This window comes from Hyphomicrobium sp. MC1 (genome assembly GCF_000253295.1).
Taxonomy (GTDB): Bacteria; Pseudomonadota; Alphaproteobacteria; order Rhizobiales; family Hyphomicrobiaceae; genus Hyphomicrobium_B.
The window spans coordinates 2272677-2292268 of record NC_015717.1 but is presented as its reverse complement, the minus strand read 5'-3'; the positions used below and the strand labels follow the sequence as shown (position 1 = coordinate 2292268).

The window sequence follows — 19592 nt, the reverse complement described above, 5'->3', positions numbered from 1 at the left end:
TCCCGACTCTGACTGTAACGGGTGGCTTGTAACAGCCCGACGCCTCGTATAGCGAGACGGGCACGCAAAGGTACGGAACAACCCATGAATACCGCATTTTTTGAATTTCTTGCGGCAAGACGTTCGGTCAAGCCCGACCGGCTCGCCGCACCCGCCCCAACGGCCGAAGAACTCAACAAGATTCTGACGGTCGGGACACGCGTTCCTGATCATAAAAAGCTTTCGCCCTGGCGTTTCATCGTTTTTGAGGGCGATGCGCGCGCGTCGGCTGGGGAAATCTTCGCTAAGGCCTGCGAAAAGGAAGAGCGCGAGCCGCCATCGCATGTCCGTCTCGACATGGAGCGGGCCAGATTCATGCGCTCGCCCATGGTCATAGCGGTCATTTCATCGGTGAAGCCGCGTCCCGGTGCGCCGGAGTGGGAGCAGGTGCTGTCGGTCGGCGCGCTCTGCTTCAATCTTTGCTTGGCGGCCAATGCGCTTGGCTTCGGCACCTCCTGGCTCAGCGAGTGGATCGCCTACAGCCCCACGGTCCGCGAAGCCTTCGGCCTGACGGAGCATGAGAAAATCGCTGGTTTCATCTATGTCGGCACGCCGATGGAGAAGCCCGAGGAACGCGACCGCCCCAAGCTCGAAGCCATCGTCAAGCATTGGCCGGACTGACCTTGAATCTGAGCGGTATCAGTACCGCGGCATTAAGCCAGCATTAACCATGCGATGCCAAGCTCTCGGCATACGTGTTGGCAAATTCGATTCGGGGAGCCGCGGGATCAGCACCGCCGGCCGGGAAATCGGGAAACGGCACTTCAGACCACATCATGGCCCTCCGCGCGTGCCTCAAGCACCCGCTGGAGGGCCTGTTAGTTTGGGGTTCTCCACGCGTTGCGGCCGGCTCCGCGAAGCGGAGTCGCAACGCGCTATCAGAAAGCCCGCCGGCTCGCGGAACGCGCGTCGCCGAGCGCCATCAAACCTAATACCTGAACTGCTCGGCCAGCACGCGCTCTTCGAGGCCGTGCTCGCGGTCGAACATCATGTAAAGTTCGATGGCGCGGGCCTGCTCGATGTCGACTTTGATGACGTTGCGCGTCTCGAAGTGGTCGGCCACGGCGCTGACAGGCCGTTTCTCGTGCTCCAGCACCGAGATCGTGATGCGCACCTTGCTCGGCACGATGGCGCCACGCCAACGCCGCGGGCGAAAAGGACTGATCGGCGTCACGGCCAGCAATTGAGATTTGATCGGCAGAATGGGACCGTGCGCCGAGAGGTTATAAGCCGTCGAGCCGGCCGGCGTCGAAACCAGGATGCCGTCGCAGATCAACTCTTCGAGCCGCATCTTGTCGTCGATGGCTACCTGCAACTTGGCGGCCTGATAGCGCTGCCGGAATAGCGAGATTTCGTTGATGGCGAGGCTCTTGTGCGCCTTGCCGTTGGCGTCCGTCGCGATCATCGCCAGCGGATGGATGCGGCTCGTCTCGGCCGCTGACAGCCGCTCAAGCAGATCCTCTTCCCGGTAGTCGTTCATCAGGAAGCCCACCGAGCCCCGGTTCATGCCGTAGATCGGGATCTTGTCGTTGATGAACCGATGGAGCGTCTGCAACATGAAGCCGTCGCCGCCGAGCGCCACGATGACGTCAGCCTCCGCAGGGTCGGTTTCGCCGTAGCGTTTGATCAGGGCCGCCTGGGCTTCGATCGCTTCGGGCACTTCGCTCGCGACGAAGGCGATGCGCTCGAATTTGTGCTTTTCTTTCGCCATCAAGGCCCTTCAGGTAAATGCTGTCGCGGTTGTAAGGCTGCGAAACAAGGCAGGGAAGCTCGCTCAAGTGCCGTCAAACGACAAGCCCCCTACGGGGGATAGCGGAGAGTGCCGCCCGATGCCAGCCGATGGCGTCGTGATGATTTACGCGACGTTCCCGGATCGCGCCGCAGCCCTGGCTTTGGGCAAGGATCTGGTTGAGCGGCGGCTGGCCGGCTGCGTTAACGTCCTGCCGTCAATGACGTCGGTTTACGTCTGGAAGGGCAACACCGAGACGGCGGATGAAGCCGTCATGATCGTCAAGCTCGCAGCCGAGGGTGCCGAACGCGCTGTTGCGCACATCGTCGCCAACCATCCCTACGAGACGCCCGCGGTGCTTGTTGTCCCTGTCACGGGCGGGAGCGACGCATACCTGAGGTGGGTCAGAGACGGCACCGAGATTTAAGACCGTCAATATACGCCGCCAAGCGACTGCATGAGATTGAAGCGTGTCGTGCCTGGACGCGGATCGCCATGGCGGCGCTTGCCTGAGTAAGCATAGGAATTATATCGCCGCCGTTTCTCGCTCTCGGCGCGGCGGGATTTCTTCACCTTGTGCGCTGGCGCGATGTCGCCGTCGCGCGGTACCGAGAGAGCGTCAGCCGCATCGGCGTCGTCGGAAACACTGTCGTCGTCCGGCTCATATTGCAGAGCGGCGAGCTTCGCTGACCCATTGGGCGTAACGGTAACAGCGGGCAACGCACCGGTGACGACGGAAGTCGAAGGAGGCGCCATCACCTCTGGCGGGAGAGGCCCGCCGATCGACATGCGCCCAGGCAACGGATCAGGCCGAGGAGCAATGGCGACCTGCGGCAGCGGATCGGCGACGACCTGATTTCTCTGCCAAGGCAGTACCTCGCGCTCGGCCGGCTTTGACGCCACAGTACGCTCGCCAGCGCGTCCATCGGCAAGACGCGTGATCGTCAGCCAACGTCCATCCTGTCGCTTCTGCCGTCTCTCGGCCTGCGCGATGACCGCCGCGGGAACGCAACGGCCGTCACCCTGCATGATCTGTCCGGAGGGGCAGTCGGCGGAGCACATCACATCCTGATGGCTCTGCACCAGCGCAAGCAACACGTAGTCAGGCTGATTGTACGGCAGCACGGCGTTGGCGCGATCCAGGAACGCAGCCATGGCCCGCCGTGTCGATTGCGTCCAGCTGCCGTTGATTGTGCCGCGATAGCAGCCGACGCGCTGCAATTCGGTCTGCAGGTCGCGTGCCAGCTGAGTGCGGGTCGCAGGATCTGACGAGCCCGAGGATCGCACCGGCGACACGACCGAACGTCCGGCCGCCACGACCGTCGTCCAGGTGCTGGGCTTCGGAAGCGCGACTGTCGCGACCTCGTTCGCATTGGCGGCAACCGGTTTTTGCCAAGACGGAGACGTCGGCGCAAATGTCGGGATGATGTTTCGCTCCCGATCGGTGCGGTCGGGCGCGACGGAAATGCGCGTGACGGCGGCGAGGTCGTCAGAAGGATCTGAGAACGGAAAGAGGTACAGGCTTCCCAGAACGATACCGGCGGTGATCAGCAGCAGTGCACCGGGGCGTGACATGACGCGACTCCACCAACCTCACTGAACATCAGTCACGCGGTCGTCCGGAAAACGATCGGGCCGGAACGATGAGCAGTCAGCCCCGCCCATTAAAACCGGCGACGCTGCACATTCCAATGTGCAAGCCCAACACGAGATGAGAATGCCTCAAGTCCGGGCGCTTGGTAAACGCACAATGCGTCATACCTTGTGACGGGCGCGACATGGGGCCGCCATGTGCTCGCCATGCCAAGAACGACATCCGGCACACGCCCGCCATAATCTGAGGCTTGTGCGAAACTTACGCGGCCGGTGCAAAACCTCTTGATAACCGGGACTTTTCAACCGCTGCCGGAAGCTTGTGGACATCGTCATATGACACTCGCGTCATAGTCGGCACGTGCCCCTACAATTCTGATTCTTCTATCGTTTCGGATTCACATCGCCCCCCGACTCAGCTACGGCTGAAAGAGAGGGGAGTTTAATTCGCGTAAGTTTTCCACCTTCGGTCCGAACCGGACGATAAAGTTTTCCACTCTGATTTCTTGCGGCGAAATCGTGGCGGAATTCTCCAGTCGGGCTTCGAATGTGGCGGCTCTGGTTTGCTTGATTGTGCGGTTTTCGCGTCGCTCGTCTGCCGATTTGTCATGGGGATGACATCGGAGCTCACAGCCGAACGAACGGAGATCATTCGCAATCTTGCCCGTTCGCGTACCGGAGCTTGGTCGGCGGCACCCTCGGTCGCTGGGACCACAACGACGTGGCCGGTCTTTTTTAATTACCGACCGGCCTTCACAGGAGAGGGCAACCACGATGAGACACGTTTTAGGCGTGTTGGGGGTTCTCGCAGCAGGCGTATTGCTCGCCGTTTCCGCTGCGATGAACTGGCGTTTTGGCTTCAGTCTCGGACGAACCGAACTCGACGGCCAAATCTACGGAGCAGCATCCGCTGCTGCCGACTGCATGAAGGCTCTTGTACCGTTTTTCTTCTTTGCCGCAGTACGCAATCGAATTTGGTCGCAAGCGGCAGCGTCCGCCTTGGTCTGGACGGTCGTAACGACCTATTCCATGACCTCCGCACTCGGTCACGCGGCGTTGAACCGCTTCGATTCGACCGGGGAACGCGCTCAGGAAGCTCAAGTCTATCAGGACCTGAGGACCGAGCTGAAGCGTGCGGAAGAGCAAGCGGCCTGGATCCCACAGCATCGTCCGTATGAAACGGTGCAGAGCGAGATCGATGGGCTGAAGCTCGACAAGGCATGGAAGTGGTCGAAAGGCTGTACAGAAGTCACGACCAACATGCGGCGCCAGCTCTGTCAGCAGGTGACGTCTCTTGAAGCCGAGCTTGCATCCGCGGCCTCGGCCAAGAAGGCCGACGCTCATATTGCCGAGCTCAAGTCGAAGATCGATGCGACCGCAGGTACGCCTGCGCTGTCGGAAGCCGACCCGCAGGCGAAGGTTTTGACCGAGCTTGCGAACGCGTTCTTCCCGAACGTGAAGATCGAGAACGTGCAGATGGCGTTGACGTTGTTCGTCGCCCTGCTGCTCGAGATCGGGTCTGGATTCGGCATGTACGTCGCATTCAGCCAGTGGCGACTTTATGATCGCCAGCCCAAGCCCGTCTCGCCGAAGGCGTTGACGGAAGCAAGCACCGCTGCGGCAGCGGTGGCGGTTCCGGTGCTCACACCGGTGACCGTGCAAACGAAAAAGCCGCGTTCTGGCGCCAACGACAACCGGTCGCTCGAGATCGCTCTCGAAACACCCGTTGCCCCGGCGCGCGCAATCGAAGCTCCGCCCGCAGAAGTGCATCAGGCAGAGCCCACGGTTGTCGAAAGCAAGGTCGTGGCGCCGGTTGCGCGCCTCGTCCCCGAGAACAACACCGAACGTTTCTACAAGGAGAATGTCGAGGTCCGTGATGGATCAAGTGTAACGGCTACTGAACTCTATGAAGACTATTGCTCTTGGTGTGACTCTAAGAACAAGGAGCCTGCAGCACTTCCAAGCTTTGCCCGTGAATTCGCCGAGCTTGGCGTGAAAAAGGAGAAGGTAGCCGGACGAGTCCGGTACATCGGTATCGCACTAAAATCCGACACGGCGCTCGAGGAGGTTACGAAATCGCTGACCTTCGGCACTGTCGCAGCCTAAGCGCTGCCTCCTAGAAACGAAAGGCCCGCTTCGGCGGGCCTTTTTTGTTTTTGGGGGAGCAAACGCACCGATTACCTGCTCAGGATCCGACAGCCCATCATTAACATTCGGTTCGCTCGTCCCAATCTAATCAGCGTGACTTTGGTCACATACGCCAGCGCCGTATTCGGCTTTTTTGAGCGAAATGCAGATCCTGGAGAACTGACATGAAGCGAGCATTGGCAGTCCTAAGTTTCTTGATTTTAGGCGCCCCCGCACTTGCCGCGCAAAGCATGACCGACATGGTCGATTTTAGTTCCGACGCCTATACGAAGGCCGAGATGAGCCGAGCGGACATCAGTGCTGCTCTCGCTAAGCTGAAAGCAGGGGAAAAGCTCGACCTCTCAGGAAAGGCGCTGAACGGACTGGATTTGTCGAAGATGGATTTGCGCCGCGTGAATCTACAGGCCGCTCGCCTGATGCGCGCCAACCTCTCGAACTCGAACCTCGACGGCGTGAACCTCGATTCTGCTTGGTCGTTGAACTCCAATTGGAGCGGCGCGCAGCTGCGAGGCGCAAGCCTATTTCAAACCCAGCTCCAAGGCGCAAACCTGCAAGGCGCGAATTTTTCCGGCGCTCACGTCGCGGCTGATTTCAGTAAAGCGAATTTGCAGAACGCGAACTTCGATAAAGCCAACTTGGCGCCAAACGAGGCCAATCAGTCGATGGGACTGATGCGCGGCACATTCCGCAATTCAACGCTCGACGGCGCGTCGTTCCGCGGTGCGAACATGCGTCGGGTGTTGATCGAATTTTCTTCGTTGAAGGGTGCGGACATGACGGACGCCAATTTGGACGACGCCGAACTCGGCGGGTCGAATTTCGATGGAGCGGACGTAAAAGGCGCTAATCTCTTGGACGCCGATTTCACGTCCGCCAACGTCAACGGCATCAAGAACCTTAAGCAGGCCCGCAACGCGGACAAGGCAAAAGGACTTGCCGTCGTTGAGTGAAACCGGCTGTCTTCTGGAGCGACGCATAAATGAGAAAGACCCGCGCTTCGCGGGCTTTTTTATGTGCAAACGCCGACAAACAAGCCCATAGCATTCGAGCGAATTCCTCTTACGGACGGGTTCGGCATTTATGCTTTTCTTATTTGGTGGGACCGGCAGGGATCTCGTTTCCCTATGATCGCAGCCTCATATCTCCGCGCTGAGCGAGGCTGCGAACGGCTGACACCCGTCAAATGCTGCATCGCAAGCGAATGAACTCTTTGGAGGAGCATCAAATGGAAACGCATGGTCTTTTCAGAATTCACAACGGTTGGAAATGTCTCACGACCCAGGACAGCGTCAGGATTAAGTTTCCCGATGGGCAGGAAACAGAGATCCCGGAGGACGAATATCGCGCGGCCGGATATCCCCCCGCTTTCGACACGCTACTTTGGCGAGAGACGTCAGCGGAGAAAAGCTCCGCGGTCCGGCCAGTCAATGACCCCAGCCTCAAATAAGAGGCGACACAGCACTATCTCTTCGGATACGCCGTAAAAATATAATCCTTCGCCTGCACGATCGTATGGCAGGTGAATCCGCACTTGGCGTCGTTCTCTTGGGGCGGCGTGTCGGAAGCCGTCGCGGGCGAGAACGTATCGGTGGACGCATCGTAGTTGAACGCCGCGTAGCCCCAACCGCCGCTGTCGGCGAAGCGCTTACTGTCCTTCTCGATGAAGTCGACATTCTGAAGCGTGCCGGGCACCGTCGCGGGCGTCGGAGACTCGCCGCTCGGCACCGGCTTCCAATGGATCTTCGCGATCTTCGAGCCTTCCGGGAACGGCTTGCCGTTTTCGGGAATACCCGAGCGATATGCCTCGATCATTATCGGATTGGCGAGGATGACGGCCATCGCGCTGTCGGTTTGGCTCACGGCTACCGTCTGCCAGTCTTCGTAGCCTTTGAAGTCGGCGAAGGCGAGGCCGTCGGGAACTTTCAGGCTATACTTGTCAGGCGCGGCGCGGACATATCCGGCGGCGGCGGCAAGCAGCACCGCGATCATCGCGAACGCGCTAAGTAGCTTTGTCTTTGAGGAAGTAGCCGTTGAAATACGCAACATGCACCAGCCTCCAGATCGGGCCTGGAAATATTCCGGACCTGTACGCACGGAAGGAACGTCAGTCTCGATTGCAGGAATATATGCAGGATACGGAGCTTAGCGGCTCTCGCGATTTTGTCGAGAGACCTGCACACGCGCTGTCATAAAAGTGCAAGAGACGAAGCTCAGTCCGATGTGACCGCCTTCACGGGATGGGCTGCATCTTTCCCGACGACTGTCGTCCATTCCCGCACCCGCCACCGTGTTACGAGGCATTGGGTGACGTACGGGTCGGCCTTGGCAAAATTCTCCGCTACGGCAAGCGAGCTTCCCGAGAAGAGAAGCATGCCCCCATCCGCAGGATCTGCAAATGCGCCGCCAAGAAGGAGTTCACCCCGCTCGACAGCCGCTCTTGCCAGGACCAGATGCTCGTCGCGAAGGGCCCCGCGTCGCTCCAAGTAATCCTGAACGTAATCGTAAAAAAGAACGTAGTGCATGATCGCCTCGTCTCATCTCGTCGGGGCGACGCCCGCCCGCCGGCTCGTGCCTTACACTCCGAGCCCCGCCACCTCCAGCGCGAACGAGAAGTTGAAGGCCGTATCCTTCAAGCCGTCGAAGCGGCCCGACGCACCGCCATGCCCGGCGCCCATGTTCGTCTTCAACAGCACCAGATTGGCGCTCGTGTTGAGGGCCCGCATCTTAGCGATCCACTTCGCCGGCTCCCAATACGTCACGCGCGGATCGGTAAGACCCGCGAGCGCGAGGATGTGCGGATAATCCTTCGCTTCGACGTTATCGTAAGGCGAATAGCTGCGGATGTAGTCGAAGTCGTCCTTGCTCGTCAGCGGATTTCCCCATTCCGGCCATTCCGGCGGCGTCAGCGGCAGATCCTTATCGAGCATCGTATTCAAGACGTCGACGAACGGCACGTCGGCGATGATGGCAAGGAACAGGTCAGGCGCCATGTTGGCGATCGCGCCCATCAGCATGCCGCCCGCAGAGCCGCCGTTGGCGACGATCCGCCCGCGCGTAGTGAAGCCTTCCGACACGAGATGCTCGCCCGCCGCGATGAAGTCGGTGAACGTGTTCTTCTTCTTCTTGAGCTTGCCGTCGGTGTACCAGCGATAGCCCTTATCCTTGCCGCCGCGAATATGCGCGATGGCGAAAATGAAACCGCGATCGACGAGCGACAGTCGCGCCGTCGAGAACGCAGCCGGCATCGCGATGCCATAGGCGCCGTAGCCGTAAAGGAACAGCGGCGCCGAACCATCGAGCGGCGTCGTCTTCTTGTAGAGCAGCGTCACCGGAACGAGCGCACCGTCCTTCGCAGGCGCGAGCAGGCGGCGCGTCACGTAGTCGGCTGGATTATGTCCGCTCGGAATTTCCTGGCGCTTGCGCAGCGTGCGTTCGCGCGTGGCCATATCGTAGTCATAGGTTTCTGCGGGCGTCGTCAGCGACGAATAGGTGAAGCGGATACGCGTCGTGTCGAACTCGTACCCTGAACTCATGCCGAGCGCATAAGCCTCTTCAGCGAACGCAATGCTGTGCTCGCCGCTGAGGTCGAAGAAATCGTCGGCGCGGCCGCCCGCCTTGATCGGAGTAACGACGATACGCGGAAGGCTTTCCCCGCGTTCAAGCCGCGTCACGAAGTTCTGGAACACGCTGACGTCGAGGATCAGTCGCCCCGGTTTGTGCGCGACGATCTCGCGCCAGTTGGCTTCTTCGGGCGTGGCAACCGGCGCCATCACCACGCGGAAATCTTCCGCATCGTTTGAATTCGTCGCGATGATGAGGTTTTTGCCGTGATGCTCGACGCTGTACTGGTGCCCGACACGGCGCGGCGTCACCATCCTCGGACCGGCCGCGGGATTGTCGGCGTCAATCAGATGCACTTCGCTCGTATCGTGATCGTGAATGTCGATGAGGATGAATTTCTGCGACTGCGTCGACGACAGCCCGACGAAGAAGCCTGAATCCTTTTCCTCATAGACGAGCTTGTCGTCGGAAACCGGCGTGCCGAGTACGTGGCTGTAGACGAACAGCGGTCGCTGATGCTCGTCGACCTTGATGTAGAAAAGCGTGCGTCCATCGCTCGACCATTCGAGGCTGCCGTGGGAATCCGGAATTTCGTCGGCGAGGTTTTGGCCCGTCGCCAGGTCGCGAATACGGATTGTGTAAAGCTCCGAGCCCTTGTCGTCGGTTGCGTAGGCGAGCAGCTTGTGATCGTTCGTGTGCGCCGTCGCCCCGAGGTCCCAATAGCTCTTGCCTTCGGCTTCGGCGTTGCCGTCGAGCAGAACCTGCGCATCGCCTTGCGAGCCCCCCCGCGGAATCCGGCAAAGCTGCGCATACTGGCCGCCTTTGACGAAACGCGGGAAGTATTCGAACGGCCCGTCCGGTTGCGGGACGTGGCTGTCATCCTCCTTGAGACGCGCCTTCATCTCCTTGAACAGCGTCTCCTGCAGAGGCCCGGTCTGCGCCATCATCGCCTTGGTGTAGGCGTTCTCGGCGTCGAGATGATCGCGGATGTGCCCAGCCAACTCTTGCGGCTGCCGCATCACCTCCTGCCAGTTGTCGGCCCGGATCCACGCGTAATCGTCGGTAAGGGTAACGCCGTGATAGGTCGAGACGACGGGGAGGCGGCGCGCCACCGGCGGGGAGGGCGGCGCCGTCTCGTCGGCAAGGACGGTCGTGTCGGAGCTGCCAGTCGTCGGACCAGTCATCGGGCTACAAACCTTTCGATGCTTGAGTGAAGATCGGGGGGATGGTTCTCGGCCGCCCGCGGGCGCACGTCAACGCGGCTCCAGTCACCGAGTAATGATCAAATGCAGATGCCCCCAGATCAAGAATTAGTAATGTCGTAATCTAATTCTGCGCCGCGATTGACAATGAATGCGACCTGTAGTCAAAGCTTTCGCAAGTGAATTCCAGTTGATCTCGTCGGCTGCATTCGCGTTACTGGGGTTTCCGGCGGACTTCGTCGATTAAAACGGAAAACGGCGGGGTGTCGACATGGACGGGCGGTCCGGGCAGGTTTTTCGACCGGCAGAGGAAGCGGAAGATGAGCACATGGACAGTTCTGCCCAGCCTGAGCTTGTGACGATCACGGCGACGATCGTCGCAGCGTACGTCAGCAACAATTCGATCGCCTCGACCGAGCTTCCGAACCTGATCGCCGAAACGCACGCCGCGTTGAGCCGCGCCGCTGGGCGGACGGTGCCGCAGGACCGCGAAGAGTCGAAACCGAAGATCGCCGTCAAGAAGTCCGTCATGCCGGACTTCATCATCTGTCTCGAAGACGGCAAGAAGTTCAAATCGCTGAAGCGGCATTTGCGGACGCACTACAACTTGTCGCCGGAAGAATACCGCGAGAAGTGGGGGCTGCCGCCCGACTATCCGATGGTCGCGCCGAATTACGCCAACGCCCGCTCGCAGCTTGCGAAGAAAATGGGCCTCGGCACCCGTCGCGAAAGATAATCTGGCAACGGATCAAATTCCTCAGGCCGCACCGCTGAACTCACCGGTGAATAAGCTTGGCGAGCGCGTCGCGTTCTTGCTTTAACAATCTGGCGAGACGGGAGTGCCGCGTCAGATCGTAGGCGCGGTCTCCGACAATGCCGCGACGGCGCTCTTTCCGCAATTCCCGTTCGATGATGGCGATAATTTTTCTCCGTCCTTGCTCCGTGCGATCGCCAATTTCCTTTGGCCAAACGGGCAAAAGTTGCAAAGCATCCGGCGCGTAGTTGGACTCTCGCTTGCGAAAGACAGACAGCCCCGCATCGCCGGATGTCGTCTTGTGTCGATTTGATACGCAGTTGTGCATGATTGGCGACTGTGAGGCCGCCGACGAACGCGGGGATAACTTTCGCAAGTGTCGCCGCCGATAAGGTGAACGTAAGCGCTCGAAAAAAACTTATCCCCGCTGTATCGGGCGCCCGTATTCTGCTCGGCGATGACACAACCGAGACGAATGGCCAGACATGTTCACTCATCCGCGACGGGCGTTAACGTCCGTACGATTGTCAGACCATGGGAAGAAGGGATGACACGGGCTTCGCTTTTGTCGGCCCTGAAGACGCGACAGCGTCTTGTGGCCGATCGCGAAACGGCGGACGACCTGCGCCACCGCCAGACGCGCGTCGCAATCGATCTGGCGATTTCCAACGTCTTCGGCGTTGATGCAGACCTCCTCTGGAGTGGAACACGCGGCGTTCGAGACATCGCCGAGGCGCGTCAGGTCGCGATGTACCTCGCACATGTTTGCTGCCGCATGTCGCTGACGGAAGTCGGCACGATGTTCGGCCGCGATCGCACCACCGTCGCGCATGCCTGTCTCAAGGTCGAGTGCCGCCGCGACGACCCGAATTTCGATCGCGCGCTGGATGTTTTGGGGTGGGCGTTGCCGACGCTCGTCCAGCGCGACGTAACCCCCAATCGGATCAGTCCGCGCGAGGAGATCGAGGAACATCAATGGCTGTAGGAAACACGCGCCGCAACGCAGTCAACGCGCAAGAGGGAAGTACTACGCCGACACGCAACCTTGCCGAAAGTCCGCTGGCCTGGCTCGCTCGGCGCAAGGACAAGGACGGCCAGCCGATGCTGACCGACACCGAATTCGATGCTGGCGAAAAGCTCCGCGCGGACTTCTGGTTTGCTCAAATGACGCCGCGCACGACCGCCAACTGGTCGTTGCTGCTTTCTGGCGGCGGTGGCGGCAAGGGCGCGCCGGACATCGGTCCCGACATCCGCGATGCCGTTGTTGCGGCGAAGGAGCGTGTGAAGCGCGCGTTGGCGGCCGTCGGTCCTGATCTTGCCGGTGTGCTGATCGACGTCTGCTGTCACTTGAAAGGTCTTGAAGCCAGCGAGAAGGCAAGCGGCTGGCCGCAGCGCTCGGGCAAGATCATCCTGCAGATCGCGCTTCGTCAGTTAGCGCGCCATTACGGAATGCTGCCGCCACCGACGACTGCCCACGCCGACCGTCCCGTCCGCGTCCGCCACTGGGGCGCGAGCGACTACCGCCCCGAGATCGATCCTCGGTGAACCTGCCTCATCGGAACGAGTCCAAGGACGGCATGTTGATATCTTACGCGCGCTCCCTCGCCATCGTCATGCCGACGGAGGTCGGCACCCAGGCAATCATCATCGCAACGAATGTTTGGCGCTTGGCTGGATCCCGGCCTGCGCCGGGATGACGGTGGTTAGATGTCTCGGTGACCGGCCCGAGGATGACGTCGTGCTCACTTACTTCCCGGATTTGGCCGCCTTCCGGCCTTTGCCGGAACGCGATGGGCGAGGCGGCTCCGCCGCTTCGTCCGGCAGATCGGGAATGATGTACTTCCAGTAGTTTTCCTGCTTCACGCGCCGCTCGCTCATGGCGAAGCTGCGGACCGAGATGCCCGCCTGATGCACCGTCTCGGCCGTGCCGGAGACGAGCGGATGCCACCACGGCAGATCGCCACCCTCACCGACGATGCGGTAGGCGCACGACTTCGGCAGCCACGACAACTCGCGCGCACGCGGAATGTCGATCGCCAGGCAGTCTGGCATTTTCTCGAAGCGGTTGGGGTAGTCCTTGCAGCGGCAAGTGCGGACGTCGAGCATGCTGCAGGAGAGCCGCGTGAGATAAATCTGCGCCGTGTCTTCGTCTTCGAGCTTGACGAGACAGCAGCGGCCGCAGCCGTCGCACAGCGCCTCCCACTCGTCGGGACTCATCTCTTCGAGCGTTTTTGTGCGCCAGAACGGTGGATCGTTGCCGTCCAACATCAGGTCTTGCTCTTCCCTTCTGGCTTGAGCCGGGATAACCACAATTTTGTCGACTTGCGACGTCTAACGTCGGCAAACTCGCTTTGCGGCGCGTCCGGCGGATGCGTCGCAATTGCTGTTGCAAATAAAATTCTTGCAGTAAAGGGCTTAAGCCCGCGTCTCGCGCGTGACAAGAGCGACTTGATACAACAGACGCCGGCAAGGGATGGCGCTTCTTGAACGACTGGTTTCACAAGCAGGGCGGACGGGATCGCTTCATCGACTGGCTCGCCCTTGATTCGAAAATCAATTCGTCGCTCGGGGATGCCTGGTCGCGCATCAAGGACTATTGGAATGCCGGCTCGAGCTTTTTCGCGCGCTTTCAGCTTGTCGGCTGGCGGCGGCTTCTGAACGAATTTGCGTCGGAAAGCCTGACGATGCTGTTCGGCGGCTTCGTCGTGCTTTACGGCTTGGCGCTGCCCGCCTTCCAGGAGTTCGACGAAAGCAAGTTTTCGACCGGGCGCTATGCCGTGACGTTCCTCGACGTCAACGGCAATGAGATCGGCCGCCGCGGCATCCTGCACAACGATTCCGTGCCGCTCAGCGAAATACCAGATGTGCTCATCAAGGCGACGCTCGCAACCGAAGACCGGCGCTTCTTCGAGCATTACGGCATCGACGTCTTGGGCACGCTGCGCGCGTTCGTCACCAACGTGCAGGCCAACGAGGTGGTGCAAGGCGGCTCGACATTGACGCAGCAGCTCGCGAAAAACCTGTTCCTGTCGTCAGAACGATCCATCCAGCGCAAGATCAAAGAGCTGTTTTTGTCGTTCCTGCTCGAAAGCCGGTACTCGAAGAAGCAGATCCTGAAACTCTATTTCGACCGCGCCTATCTGGGCGGCGGCACCTTTGGTGTCGAAGCCGCCTCGCAGTACTATTTCGGCAAGTCCGTCCGCGACATCAACATGGCCGAAGCTGCGGTGCTGGCCGGCCTCTTCAAGGCGCCGACGAAATATTCGCCGTTGGTCGATCTGGCGGCGTCGCGGGCACGAACCAATCAGGTTCTCGATAATCTCGTCGAGGCCGGATACTACACGGCAGGGCAGGTGCACGCCGCGCGAATGAACCCGGCCAAAATCGTCGAGGCACGGGCGACGAGCAGTCCGGACTGGTTCCTCGATTGGGCGTATGAGGAAGTGCAGCGCCTCGCCGAAGGCAAGAACCAATACGTGCTGACGGCGCGGACGACGGTTGATCTCACGCTACAGCGGCAGGCGCAGGAAGCGCTCAACGCTGCGCTTCGCAAGGACGGCAAGGCGGACCGCTTCGACTCCGGCGCCATCGTCGTGATGGAAACCGACGGAAAGGTCCGCGCTCTCATCGGTGGCCCCGATTACGGCGAGAGCCAGTTCAACCGCGCGACGCACGCGAAACGCCAGCCGGGCTCATCCTTCAAGGTCTACGTCTACGCGACGGCGTTGGAGAACGGCTATACGCCGGACACCATCGTGCGCGACGCCTCGCGGTCGTGCGGAAACTGGTCGCCGTCGAATTACGGTGGTGGCGGCGGCTCGGGCGCGCGCATCCCGCTCTGGAACGCACTGGCTCGCTCTCTCAACACTGTCGCAGCAGAATTGTCATTCGCCGTCGGGCGCGAAAAGGTCATCGACATGACGAAGCGCCTCGGCATCGAAGGCGTGAAAAAGACATGCTCGATGGCGCTCGGTGACGGCGGTCTCACGGTCCTCGAGCACACTGGCGGTTTCGCAACGTTCGCCAATGACGGCAAGCTCGCCAAGCCCTATGGCATTCTCGATATCACGACCTCAAAGGGCGATCTGCTCTACTCGCACGAACGTGACGAACCACCGACGCCGCAAGTCGTCTCGCGGCACGTGGCAGAAGAGATGAACGTCATGCTCAATCGCGTGGTGACGCAGGGTACGGGCGGCATGGCCAACCTCGACTTCACCAACGTCGCGGGCAAGACGGGTACGTCGACGGGACCCAAAGACGCTTGGTTCATGGGCTTCACCGGCAAATACGTAGCGGGCGTCTGGATCGGCAACGACGACAATCGGCCGATGCGCGCAGGCGTGACGGGCGGCCATCAGGCGGCCCCGCTCTGGCATGATGTCATGACTGTCGCGCACACCGACATGAACATTCCGACGATCCCAGGCCTTGCGCCGCATCCGCGGCAGGTCGAAGAACAGCAACGGCTCGCCGAACTCCGAGCGCAACAGGTGGCTGCGGGATTGGAGCCCGCGCAGACCGACGCTTCCAAGCCGCAGAGCATCATGCCGCCAAAGACACGCGAGGTTTTGAAGGTCCTGGCATCGGCGCTGCGCAAGGCTAACGACGAGGGACCGGCGCCCGCCCCGGGCAGCGGCGGCGCTTCGCATTTGCCGCTTCCGGTCGATCCGAAAGACATGCCGCAGCCCGCGACCAAGCCGGATCGGCGCGCGACTTTGTTCGGCATCCCGCCCGATGGTCTGTCGCCACCAATAGCAGCTAGCGGTTCCGGCGCGAAAAACCCGGCGACAGCGGTGCCTTGAATGCGGATCCGATAGGAAAGCAAAACGAACGTGGCATCGATCGGACTTGAACCTGCTGCCCCATCGAGACTGAGCGTCTTGCGCGCGATCGTCGGCATTATCGTACGTGCCGTGACGGTCGTGCTCGTTGTCATGCTCGCGATCGGCGCCGGTCTATGGTCAAGCCGCTATATGATTGCGCGTGGCTCACCGCTGTCGGTCGCGACGTATGGACCATGGCAGCAGTGGCCGCGCATCGGCCGCGAAAGCGCCGACCCCTACACCAAGGCGCACATGATCTCGACCGGCAAGCTTCGGATCTCGTCCGACAGCGCAGGTGTGTTCGAAGCGCGAACGGATTCGGAAGGCGCGCGGCTGCACTCGTCGTGCAATTACGTCGTCACCGGCGCGAACATGCACGGACTGTGGTGGAGCATCGGCGTGTTCGATACGCGCGGCAATCTCATCGCCAACGATGCCGACCGCTACGAGTTCACCGCCGACACCATCGCCCCCAATCCGAACGGCTCCTTCGTCGTCACGCTCGGACGCGACGCGCGCCCCGGCAACTGGCTGCCGACAAGCGGCGCGGGCCGTCTCGTGCTGGTGTTCACGGTGCTCGATCCCGCGACCGGCCTGTCATCGGAAGAACGCGCCGAGCGCAACAAGGATCTGCCGATCATCAAGCGCGAGGGCTGCTCATGAGGTTGTTGCGCAGCTTCGATTGGCGATTGCTCATCATCTTCTTCCTCGTGGCCGGGATCGTGCATCTCGTCATGACGTTTCTCGCTGTCAACGACACGCGCGCCTCGGCCTATACGCGGCTCGCCCACACCTATCCCAAGAACAAGATGACGATCGCGGATGCCATCGCGCCGCGGCGGCAGCCGCTGCCGTTCCTGGCGCCGGACGCCCGCTATGCATTCTGTCCGTTCGAAACGAAGAACGGCACGATGCGCGTGAAAGCCCTGCTGCCCGATCTCGGCTGGACCATCGGCGTCTATGCGCCCGACGGCACGAACCTCTACTTCGCCGCTGCCTCCGCTGATCGCGAGACGACGATCGACCTGTCTATCATTTCATCAGAAGATCGCTTTCAGGGATTGCCGGTGACGAACCCTGCGAACGTCGACCCGCAGCAGACGATTGCTGCCGCGAGGGGCCTCGTCGTCGTTCGTGCTCCCGACAAAGGTGAACCCTACCGCACCGACGAACTCGCGGTGCTCGCCAAAGCCGCCTGCAAACTCGACGGCGCATGAGTTTGTCGTAGACGGCCATCTCTGCGGCCGTGACGGTGGAGTTAGGGCGTACACTCCGCCTGTCATTCTCGGCGTCATGCCGAAGGATCGATTTCGCTTCTAGCCTCTGCGAGGGGAAACCGCTGACGGCTTTACCCAGATCACGATCGCGCAGGAAGCCATCCACGACAGCAATCCCCGCGCAAAAGCCGGGCGCGCGATGCGTCAACGCGCACGAGAACGCGCGTGCATCAGCTTTCGAGTTCCGGCTCGTTGCGGTGACGCTGCGCTTTGCGTTGGTCGTCCGCATCGTCTTGGCCGTTCCGCTCGTAGATGTCCCGCTCGTACCGGACACCGGGAAACAGAACGATTTCTGCAGATGCTGCCGCCCCGCACGCTGACAGCATCGATGCTGCCGTGGGCCTCGGCGCGGACTTGAATTCCAGTATTGTCGCCATGGACAATCCCCCGAAGACGCGAGCATCGCTCGCATCGTGCGGCACTTCCCCGCCATGAAGGCTCCCGCCACGGGACTTAGGACGCGATACCAATGTGGCGAGTATGCGCTGCGGCCGCCAGAATCATCGCATCAGATGAATTACAGTCGTCGAGAAGTTAAGAGCTTGTAAACGGCGGAAATGTCCGTGCCATTCTGCGCGCGGCGCGCTGTGGCTATTTCATCAATTCATCGCCGAGGAAGTTGCGGCCCTCGCGGTCTTCGATCTCGACAACCCAGATGTCGCTATCGAACCCGGCCTCGCGATTGAGCATGGCTTCTGCTTCGGCTTCGGGCACGAACTCGCTTTTGAAGCGTGGCACCCACCGGCGGTCGAAGTCGGCATCGTCGAGGCCCGCTGGCGCTGGCGAGAAGACGGCCGCGGAGCCGTCGGCCCGTACCACCTTGATGAAAATCGCCCCGGCGTCGTCGTCACCATGGCGCGCAATCACACCCATTGCGCCGTTGTACTGACAGCGACGCAAATAGGCTTTGACCCAGATTTCAGATTTAAGACGCATGCGGCCACGTTAGCAAAAGATCGCGCGCCGGCTCTAGCGGCTTGAAGCTTTGGCGATGGCATCGCGCCGCGCCTTGGGCTCGCTTTTCAGGCGAAGCAGGCGGCTTTCCATCGGCCCCGAAATGCGGCCCGTAATTTTCAGCTTCTGATCCGTCTCGAATTCGCGGATGGCACGCGCGAGCTCCGGCGTCAGAGCCGGACCGGGCACGCCGGTCTGATAGCCGAGGCCCGCGAGCTGCTGCTTGACGGTCCGCACGAGGCTCTCGGCATCGGGCGTCATCGTCTTGCCGGGACGCGCCGAGCTTTGCGACAGCGATGACGACCCGAGGATCAACTGGCTCAGCAACTGATCGCTCGGCTCGCTCGTCAGCACGAGGCCGTTGTCATATTCGTAGGCGAAGATGGCGGCGCGGGTCACGAGGCCCAGAATGCCGTCGGCCGGGCCTGGCTCGTAGTTGATGTTGTTCAGCTCGCGCTGCACGCCCTTCGTGATCTCGGCGCGAGCTGCGTCGTCGCTGCTGCTGAGCGGGGCGGGCGGCAGAACGCCGTCTGCGGACTGCGCCGACGCGCCGGGGCCAGGGTCGGTTGGCCCTAGAATGATGCCGGGACCGTCGACCCAGGCCGTACGGTCGGTGGTGATGCCGCCGGTTTCGATGCCGTTGTTCGTCTTGGCACCCGTATTCTGGAAAACGAGCATATTCAGCGCTACGCTCGTGGTCGCCAGCAGCGATACGATGGCTGCAAGCTTTCGGTCCCTCTCGGTCATGTGCCTACGTTCCCTCGTTCCCCCGAGAACGATTATCGGGGCCAGCCGTTAAGACCTCCTTAACTGTCGCTTAAAGCGGTTTCAGACTCGTTAAAACCGCCGCCCGTATTCGAAGCAAATGCGGTTCAAATTGTGCGGCGCAGGCTAGCTTAACCTTGATGCGGAGCTGGTATCGATGAGGGTGAGGGGAAAAGCCCTCGTCCAATCCGCTTCCCGTGCCGGGCGTGTCCTGGCCGTCAGACGCGAAGGTTTGTGTTATGGGTTTGTTACGTCTAGCCACTGTCGCCGCAATCGGAATTGCACTGCTTCCTTCCGACAAGGAACAGCAGCAGCATTTGTATGAGCGCGCCGGAGCGACAGCTGAATGGGTCGTCACCTTCTGCGACCGCAACGCCACCGTATGCACCAAGAGTGCCGAGCTGTGGACCCAGTTCGTTGCCAAGGCGCAGTTCGGCGCTCAGCTCGCCTATGAGATGGCGAAAGAGCATTACGCCGGCGACGGCATGAACACGGCGAGCCTGAAGCTCGACGACAGCAAGACCGGCGGCCGCCTCGCTCCGGCCGTTCTGGAACGCGACAGCGGCACTCTGACGCCGCTCGACAAGCAGCCCGACTGGCGCGGCAAATCCGCGAACCGCAACGGTATTTGACGGCTAAGCGGCGCGCCGCGCCGCTTACGATCCGGCTGTCGCCCTTGCTCTTTCCCTGTCCGGCCCCCTATGTGTAGGGAAACGGTCCGACGTGGTCGGGATCGAAGCCGGG

At 61.0% G+C, this 19592-nt stretch carries 20 protein-coding genes; 11 read left to right on the top strand and 9 right to left on the bottom strand.

The annotated features are described in order from the left end of the window. Positions 1-84: 84 nt before the first annotated feature. The gene (locus HYPMC_RS11140) at positions 85-660 is read left to right on the top strand and encodes a nitroreductase (protein WP_013948039.1); all 576 of its coding nucleotides are present in this window, start codon (positions 85-87) and stop codon (positions 658-660) included. A 307-nt stretch (positions 661-967) separates the two neighbouring features. Here HYPMC_RS11140 and HYPMC_RS11135 read toward each other — a convergent pair whose 3' ends face one another. Beyond that, the gene (locus HYPMC_RS11135) at positions 968-1750 is read right to left on the bottom strand and encodes an NAD kinase (protein ID WP_013948038.1); all 783 of its coding nucleotides are present in this window, start codon (positions 1748-1750) and stop codon (positions 968-970) included. 118 nt (positions 1751-1868) lie between these two features. Here HYPMC_RS11135 and cutA point away from each other — a divergent pair, with 118 nt between their 5' ends. Next, positions 1869-2195, top strand: a complete 327-nt coding sequence (gene cutA, locus HYPMC_RS11130) for a divalent-cation tolerance protein CutA (protein WP_013948037.1) — start codon at positions 1869-1871, stop codon at positions 2193-2195. Between the two features lie 5 nt (positions 2196-2200). Here the strand turns inward: cutA and HYPMC_RS11125 are convergent, their stop codons facing one another. Beyond that, complete coding sequence (locus tag HYPMC_RS11125) at positions 2201-3343, bottom strand: hypothetical protein (RefSeq protein WP_013948036.1); 1143 nt, start codon at positions 3341-3343, stop codon at positions 2201-2203. 792 nt (positions 3344-4135) lie between these two features. Between HYPMC_RS11125 and HYPMC_RS11120 the strand changes: the two genes are divergently transcribed. Both HYPMC_RS11120 and HYPMC_RS11115 read left to right on the top strand, forming a co-directional pair. Next, positions 4136-5467: a hypothetical protein gene (locus tag HYPMC_RS11120; protein ID WP_013948035.1), complete on the top strand. Its 1332-nt coding sequence runs from the start codon at positions 4136-4138 to the stop codon at positions 5465-5467. A 206-nt stretch (positions 5468-5673) separates the two neighbouring features. Further along, entirely contained in the window at positions 5674-6459 is a 786-nt protein-coding gene (locus HYPMC_RS11115; protein WP_013948034.1) for a pentapeptide repeat-containing protein, read from the top strand. A gap of 511 nt (positions 6460-6970) precedes the next feature. Here HYPMC_RS11115 and HYPMC_RS11105 read toward each other — a convergent pair. The 3 genes from HYPMC_RS11105 to HYPMC_RS11095 all read right to left on the bottom strand — a co-directional run bounded on the left by HYPMC_RS11105 (position 6971) and on the right by HYPMC_RS11095 (position 10254). Then, the gene (locus HYPMC_RS11105) at positions 6971-7555 is read right to left on the bottom strand and encodes a cytochrome P460 family protein (RefSeq protein WP_013948031.1); all 585 of its coding nucleotides are present in this window, start codon (positions 7553-7555) and stop codon (positions 6971-6973) included. 164 nt (positions 7556-7719) lie between these two features. Beyond that, entirely contained in the window at positions 7720-8031 is a 312-nt protein-coding gene (locus HYPMC_RS11100) for a YciI-like protein (RefSeq protein WP_013948030.1), read from the bottom strand. A 51-nt stretch (positions 8032-8082) separates the two neighbouring features. Further along, positions 8083-10254: a S9 family peptidase gene (locus HYPMC_RS11095; RefSeq protein ID WP_013948029.1), complete on the bottom strand. Its 2172-nt coding sequence runs from the start codon at positions 10252-10254 to the stop codon at positions 8083-8085. A 346-nt stretch (positions 10255-10600) separates the two neighbouring features. On the opposite strand from HYPMC_RS11095, the gene HYPMC_RS11090 reads away from it, so the two are divergent. From HYPMC_RS11090 to HYPMC_RS11075, 3 genes are all read left to right on the top strand, one after another. Beyond that, a complete protein-coding gene (locus HYPMC_RS11090; protein WP_024275924.1) occupies positions 10601-11008 on the top strand; it encodes a MucR family transcriptional regulator in 408 nt (135 codons plus the stop codon). A gap of 565 nt (positions 11009-11573) precedes the next feature. Then, positions 11574-12011, top strand: a complete 438-nt coding sequence (locus HYPMC_RS11080) for a helix-turn-helix domain-containing protein (protein WP_013948027.1) — start codon at positions 11574-11576, stop codon at positions 12009-12011. Further along, the gene (locus tag HYPMC_RS11075; protein ID WP_013948026.1) at positions 12002-12571 is read left to right on the top strand and encodes a DUF6456 domain-containing protein; all 570 of its coding nucleotides are present in this window, start codon (positions 12002-12004) and stop codon (positions 12569-12571) included. Before HYPMC_RS11080 ends, HYPMC_RS11075 begins: the two co-directional genes overlap by 10 nt. A 201-nt stretch (positions 12572-12772) precedes the next feature. Here HYPMC_RS11075 and HYPMC_RS11070 read toward each other — a convergent pair whose 3' ends face one another. Continuing rightward, positions 12773-13294 carry a YcgN family cysteine cluster protein gene (locus HYPMC_RS11070; protein ID WP_013948025.1) on the bottom strand — a complete coding sequence of 174 codons (522 nt, stop codon included), beginning with the start codon at positions 13292-13294 and terminating at the stop codon, positions 12773-12775. A 215-nt stretch (positions 13295-13509) separates the two neighbouring features. Between HYPMC_RS11070 and HYPMC_RS11065 the strand changes: the two genes are divergently transcribed. From HYPMC_RS11065 to HYPMC_RS11055, 3 genes are read left to right on the top strand one after another with little or no spacing between them, the layout of a single operon-like run. After that, a complete protein-coding gene (locus HYPMC_RS11065; protein ID WP_013948024.1) occupies positions 13510-15831 on the top strand; it encodes a transglycosylase domain-containing protein in 2322 nt (773 codons plus the stop codon). A 30-nt stretch (positions 15832-15861) separates the two neighbouring features. Beyond that, on the top strand, positions 15862-16515 hold the full coding sequence (locus tag HYPMC_RS11060) for a DUF1214 domain-containing protein (RefSeq protein WP_013948023.1): 654 nt from the start codon (positions 15862-15864) through the stop codon (positions 16513-16515). Beyond that, positions 16512-17069 (top strand): hypothetical protein, encoded by a 558-nt coding sequence (locus tag HYPMC_RS11055; RefSeq protein WP_013948022.1) that lies wholly within the window; start codon positions 16512-16514, stop codon positions 17067-17069. Before HYPMC_RS11060 ends, HYPMC_RS11055 begins: the two co-directional genes overlap by 4 nt. 230 nt (positions 17070-17299) lie before the next feature. On the opposite strand, the gene HYPMC_RS11050 is transcribed toward HYPMC_RS11055, so the two are convergent. From HYPMC_RS11050 to HYPMC_RS11040, 3 genes are all read right to left on the bottom strand, one after another. Then, positions 17300-17506, bottom strand: a complete 207-nt coding sequence (locus tag HYPMC_RS11050; RefSeq protein ID WP_024275922.1) for a hypothetical protein — start codon at positions 17504-17506, stop codon at positions 17300-17302. A 214-nt stretch (positions 17507-17720) separates the two neighbouring features. Further along, positions 17721-18065 (bottom strand): DUF1491 family protein, encoded by a 345-nt coding sequence (locus tag HYPMC_RS11045; RefSeq protein ID WP_013948021.1) that lies wholly within the window; start codon positions 18063-18065, stop codon positions 17721-17723. Between the two features lie 33 nt (positions 18066-18098). Further along, on the bottom strand, positions 18099-18830 hold the full coding sequence (locus HYPMC_RS11040; RefSeq protein WP_013948020.1) for a peptidoglycan-binding domain-containing protein: 732 nt from the start codon (positions 18828-18830) through the stop codon (positions 18099-18101). A gap of 257 nt (positions 18831-19087) precedes the next feature. Here HYPMC_RS11040 and HYPMC_RS11035 point away from each other — a divergent pair, with 257 nt between their 5' ends. Further along, positions 19088-19480 carry a DUF5330 domain-containing protein gene (locus HYPMC_RS11035; protein WP_013948019.1) on the top strand — a complete coding sequence of 131 codons (393 nt, stop codon included), beginning with the start codon at positions 19088-19090 and terminating at the stop codon, positions 19478-19480. Positions 19481-19592 lie beyond the last annotated feature (112 nt).

Excerpts from the sequence above, each read along its gene's own strand:
- HYPMC_RS11140 (WP_013948039.1), top strand. The coding sequence starts at position 85 with ATGAATACCGCATTTTTTGAATTTCTTGCGGCAAGACGTTCGGTCAAG.
- HYPMC_RS11135 (WP_013948038.1), bottom strand. The coding sequence starts at position 1,750 with ATGGCGAAAGAAAAGCACAAATTCGAGCGCATCGCCTTCGTCGCGAGC.
- cutA (WP_013948037.1), top strand. The coding sequence starts at position 1,869 with ATGCCAGCCGATGGCGTCGTGATGATTTACGCGACGTTCCCGGATCGC.
- HYPMC_RS11125 (WP_013948036.1), bottom strand. The coding sequence starts at position 3,343 with ATGTCACGCCCCGGTGCACTGCTGCTGATCACCGCCGGTATCGTTCTG.
- HYPMC_RS11120 (WP_013948035.1), top strand. The coding sequence starts at position 4,136 with ATGAGACACGTTTTAGGCGTGTTGGGGGTTCTCGCAGCAGGCGTATTG.
- HYPMC_RS11115 (WP_013948034.1), top strand. The coding sequence starts at position 5,674 with ATGAAGCGAGCATTGGCAGTCCTAAGTTTCTTGATTTTAGGCGCCCCC.
- HYPMC_RS11105 (WP_013948031.1), bottom strand. The coding sequence starts at position 7,555 with ATGTTGCGTATTTCAACGGCTACTTCCTCAAAGACAAAGCTACTTAGC.
- HYPMC_RS11100 (WP_013948030.1), bottom strand. The coding sequence starts at position 8,031 with ATGCACTACGTTCTTTTTTACGATTACGTTCAGGATTACTTGGAGCGA.
- HYPMC_RS11095 (WP_013948029.1), bottom strand. The coding sequence starts at position 10,254 with ATGACTGGTCCGACGACTGGCAGCTCCGACACGACCGTCCTTGCCGAC.
- HYPMC_RS11090 (WP_024275924.1), top strand. The coding sequence starts at position 10,601 with ATGGACAGTTCTGCCCAGCCTGAGCTTGTGACGATCACGGCGACGATC.
- HYPMC_RS11080 (WP_013948027.1), top strand. The coding sequence starts at position 11,574 with ATGACACGGGCTTCGCTTTTGTCGGCCCTGAAGACGCGACAGCGTCTT.
- HYPMC_RS11075 (WP_013948026.1), top strand. The coding sequence starts at position 12,002 with ATGGCTGTAGGAAACACGCGCCGCAACGCAGTCAACGCGCAAGAGGGA.
- HYPMC_RS11070 (WP_013948025.1), bottom strand. The coding sequence starts at position 13,294 with ATGTTGGACGGCAACGATCCACCGTTCTGGCGCACAAAAACGCTCGAA.
- HYPMC_RS11055 (WP_013948022.1), top strand. The coding sequence starts at position 16,512 with ATGAGGTTGTTGCGCAGCTTCGATTGGCGATTGCTCATCATCTTCTTC.
- HYPMC_RS11050 (WP_024275922.1), bottom strand. The coding sequence starts at position 17,506 with ATGGCGACAATACTGGAATTCAAGTCCGCGCCGAGGCCCACGGCAGCA.
- HYPMC_RS11045 (WP_013948021.1), bottom strand. The coding sequence starts at position 18,065 with ATGCGTCTTAAATCTGAAATCTGGGTCAAAGCCTATTTGCGTCGCTGT.
- HYPMC_RS11040 (WP_013948020.1), bottom strand. The coding sequence starts at position 18,830 with ATGACCGAGAGGGACCGAAAGCTTGCAGCCATCGTATCGCTGCTGGCG.
- HYPMC_RS11035 (WP_013948019.1), top strand. The coding sequence starts at position 19,088 with ATGGGTTTGTTACGTCTAGCCACTGTCGCCGCAATCGGAATTGCACTG.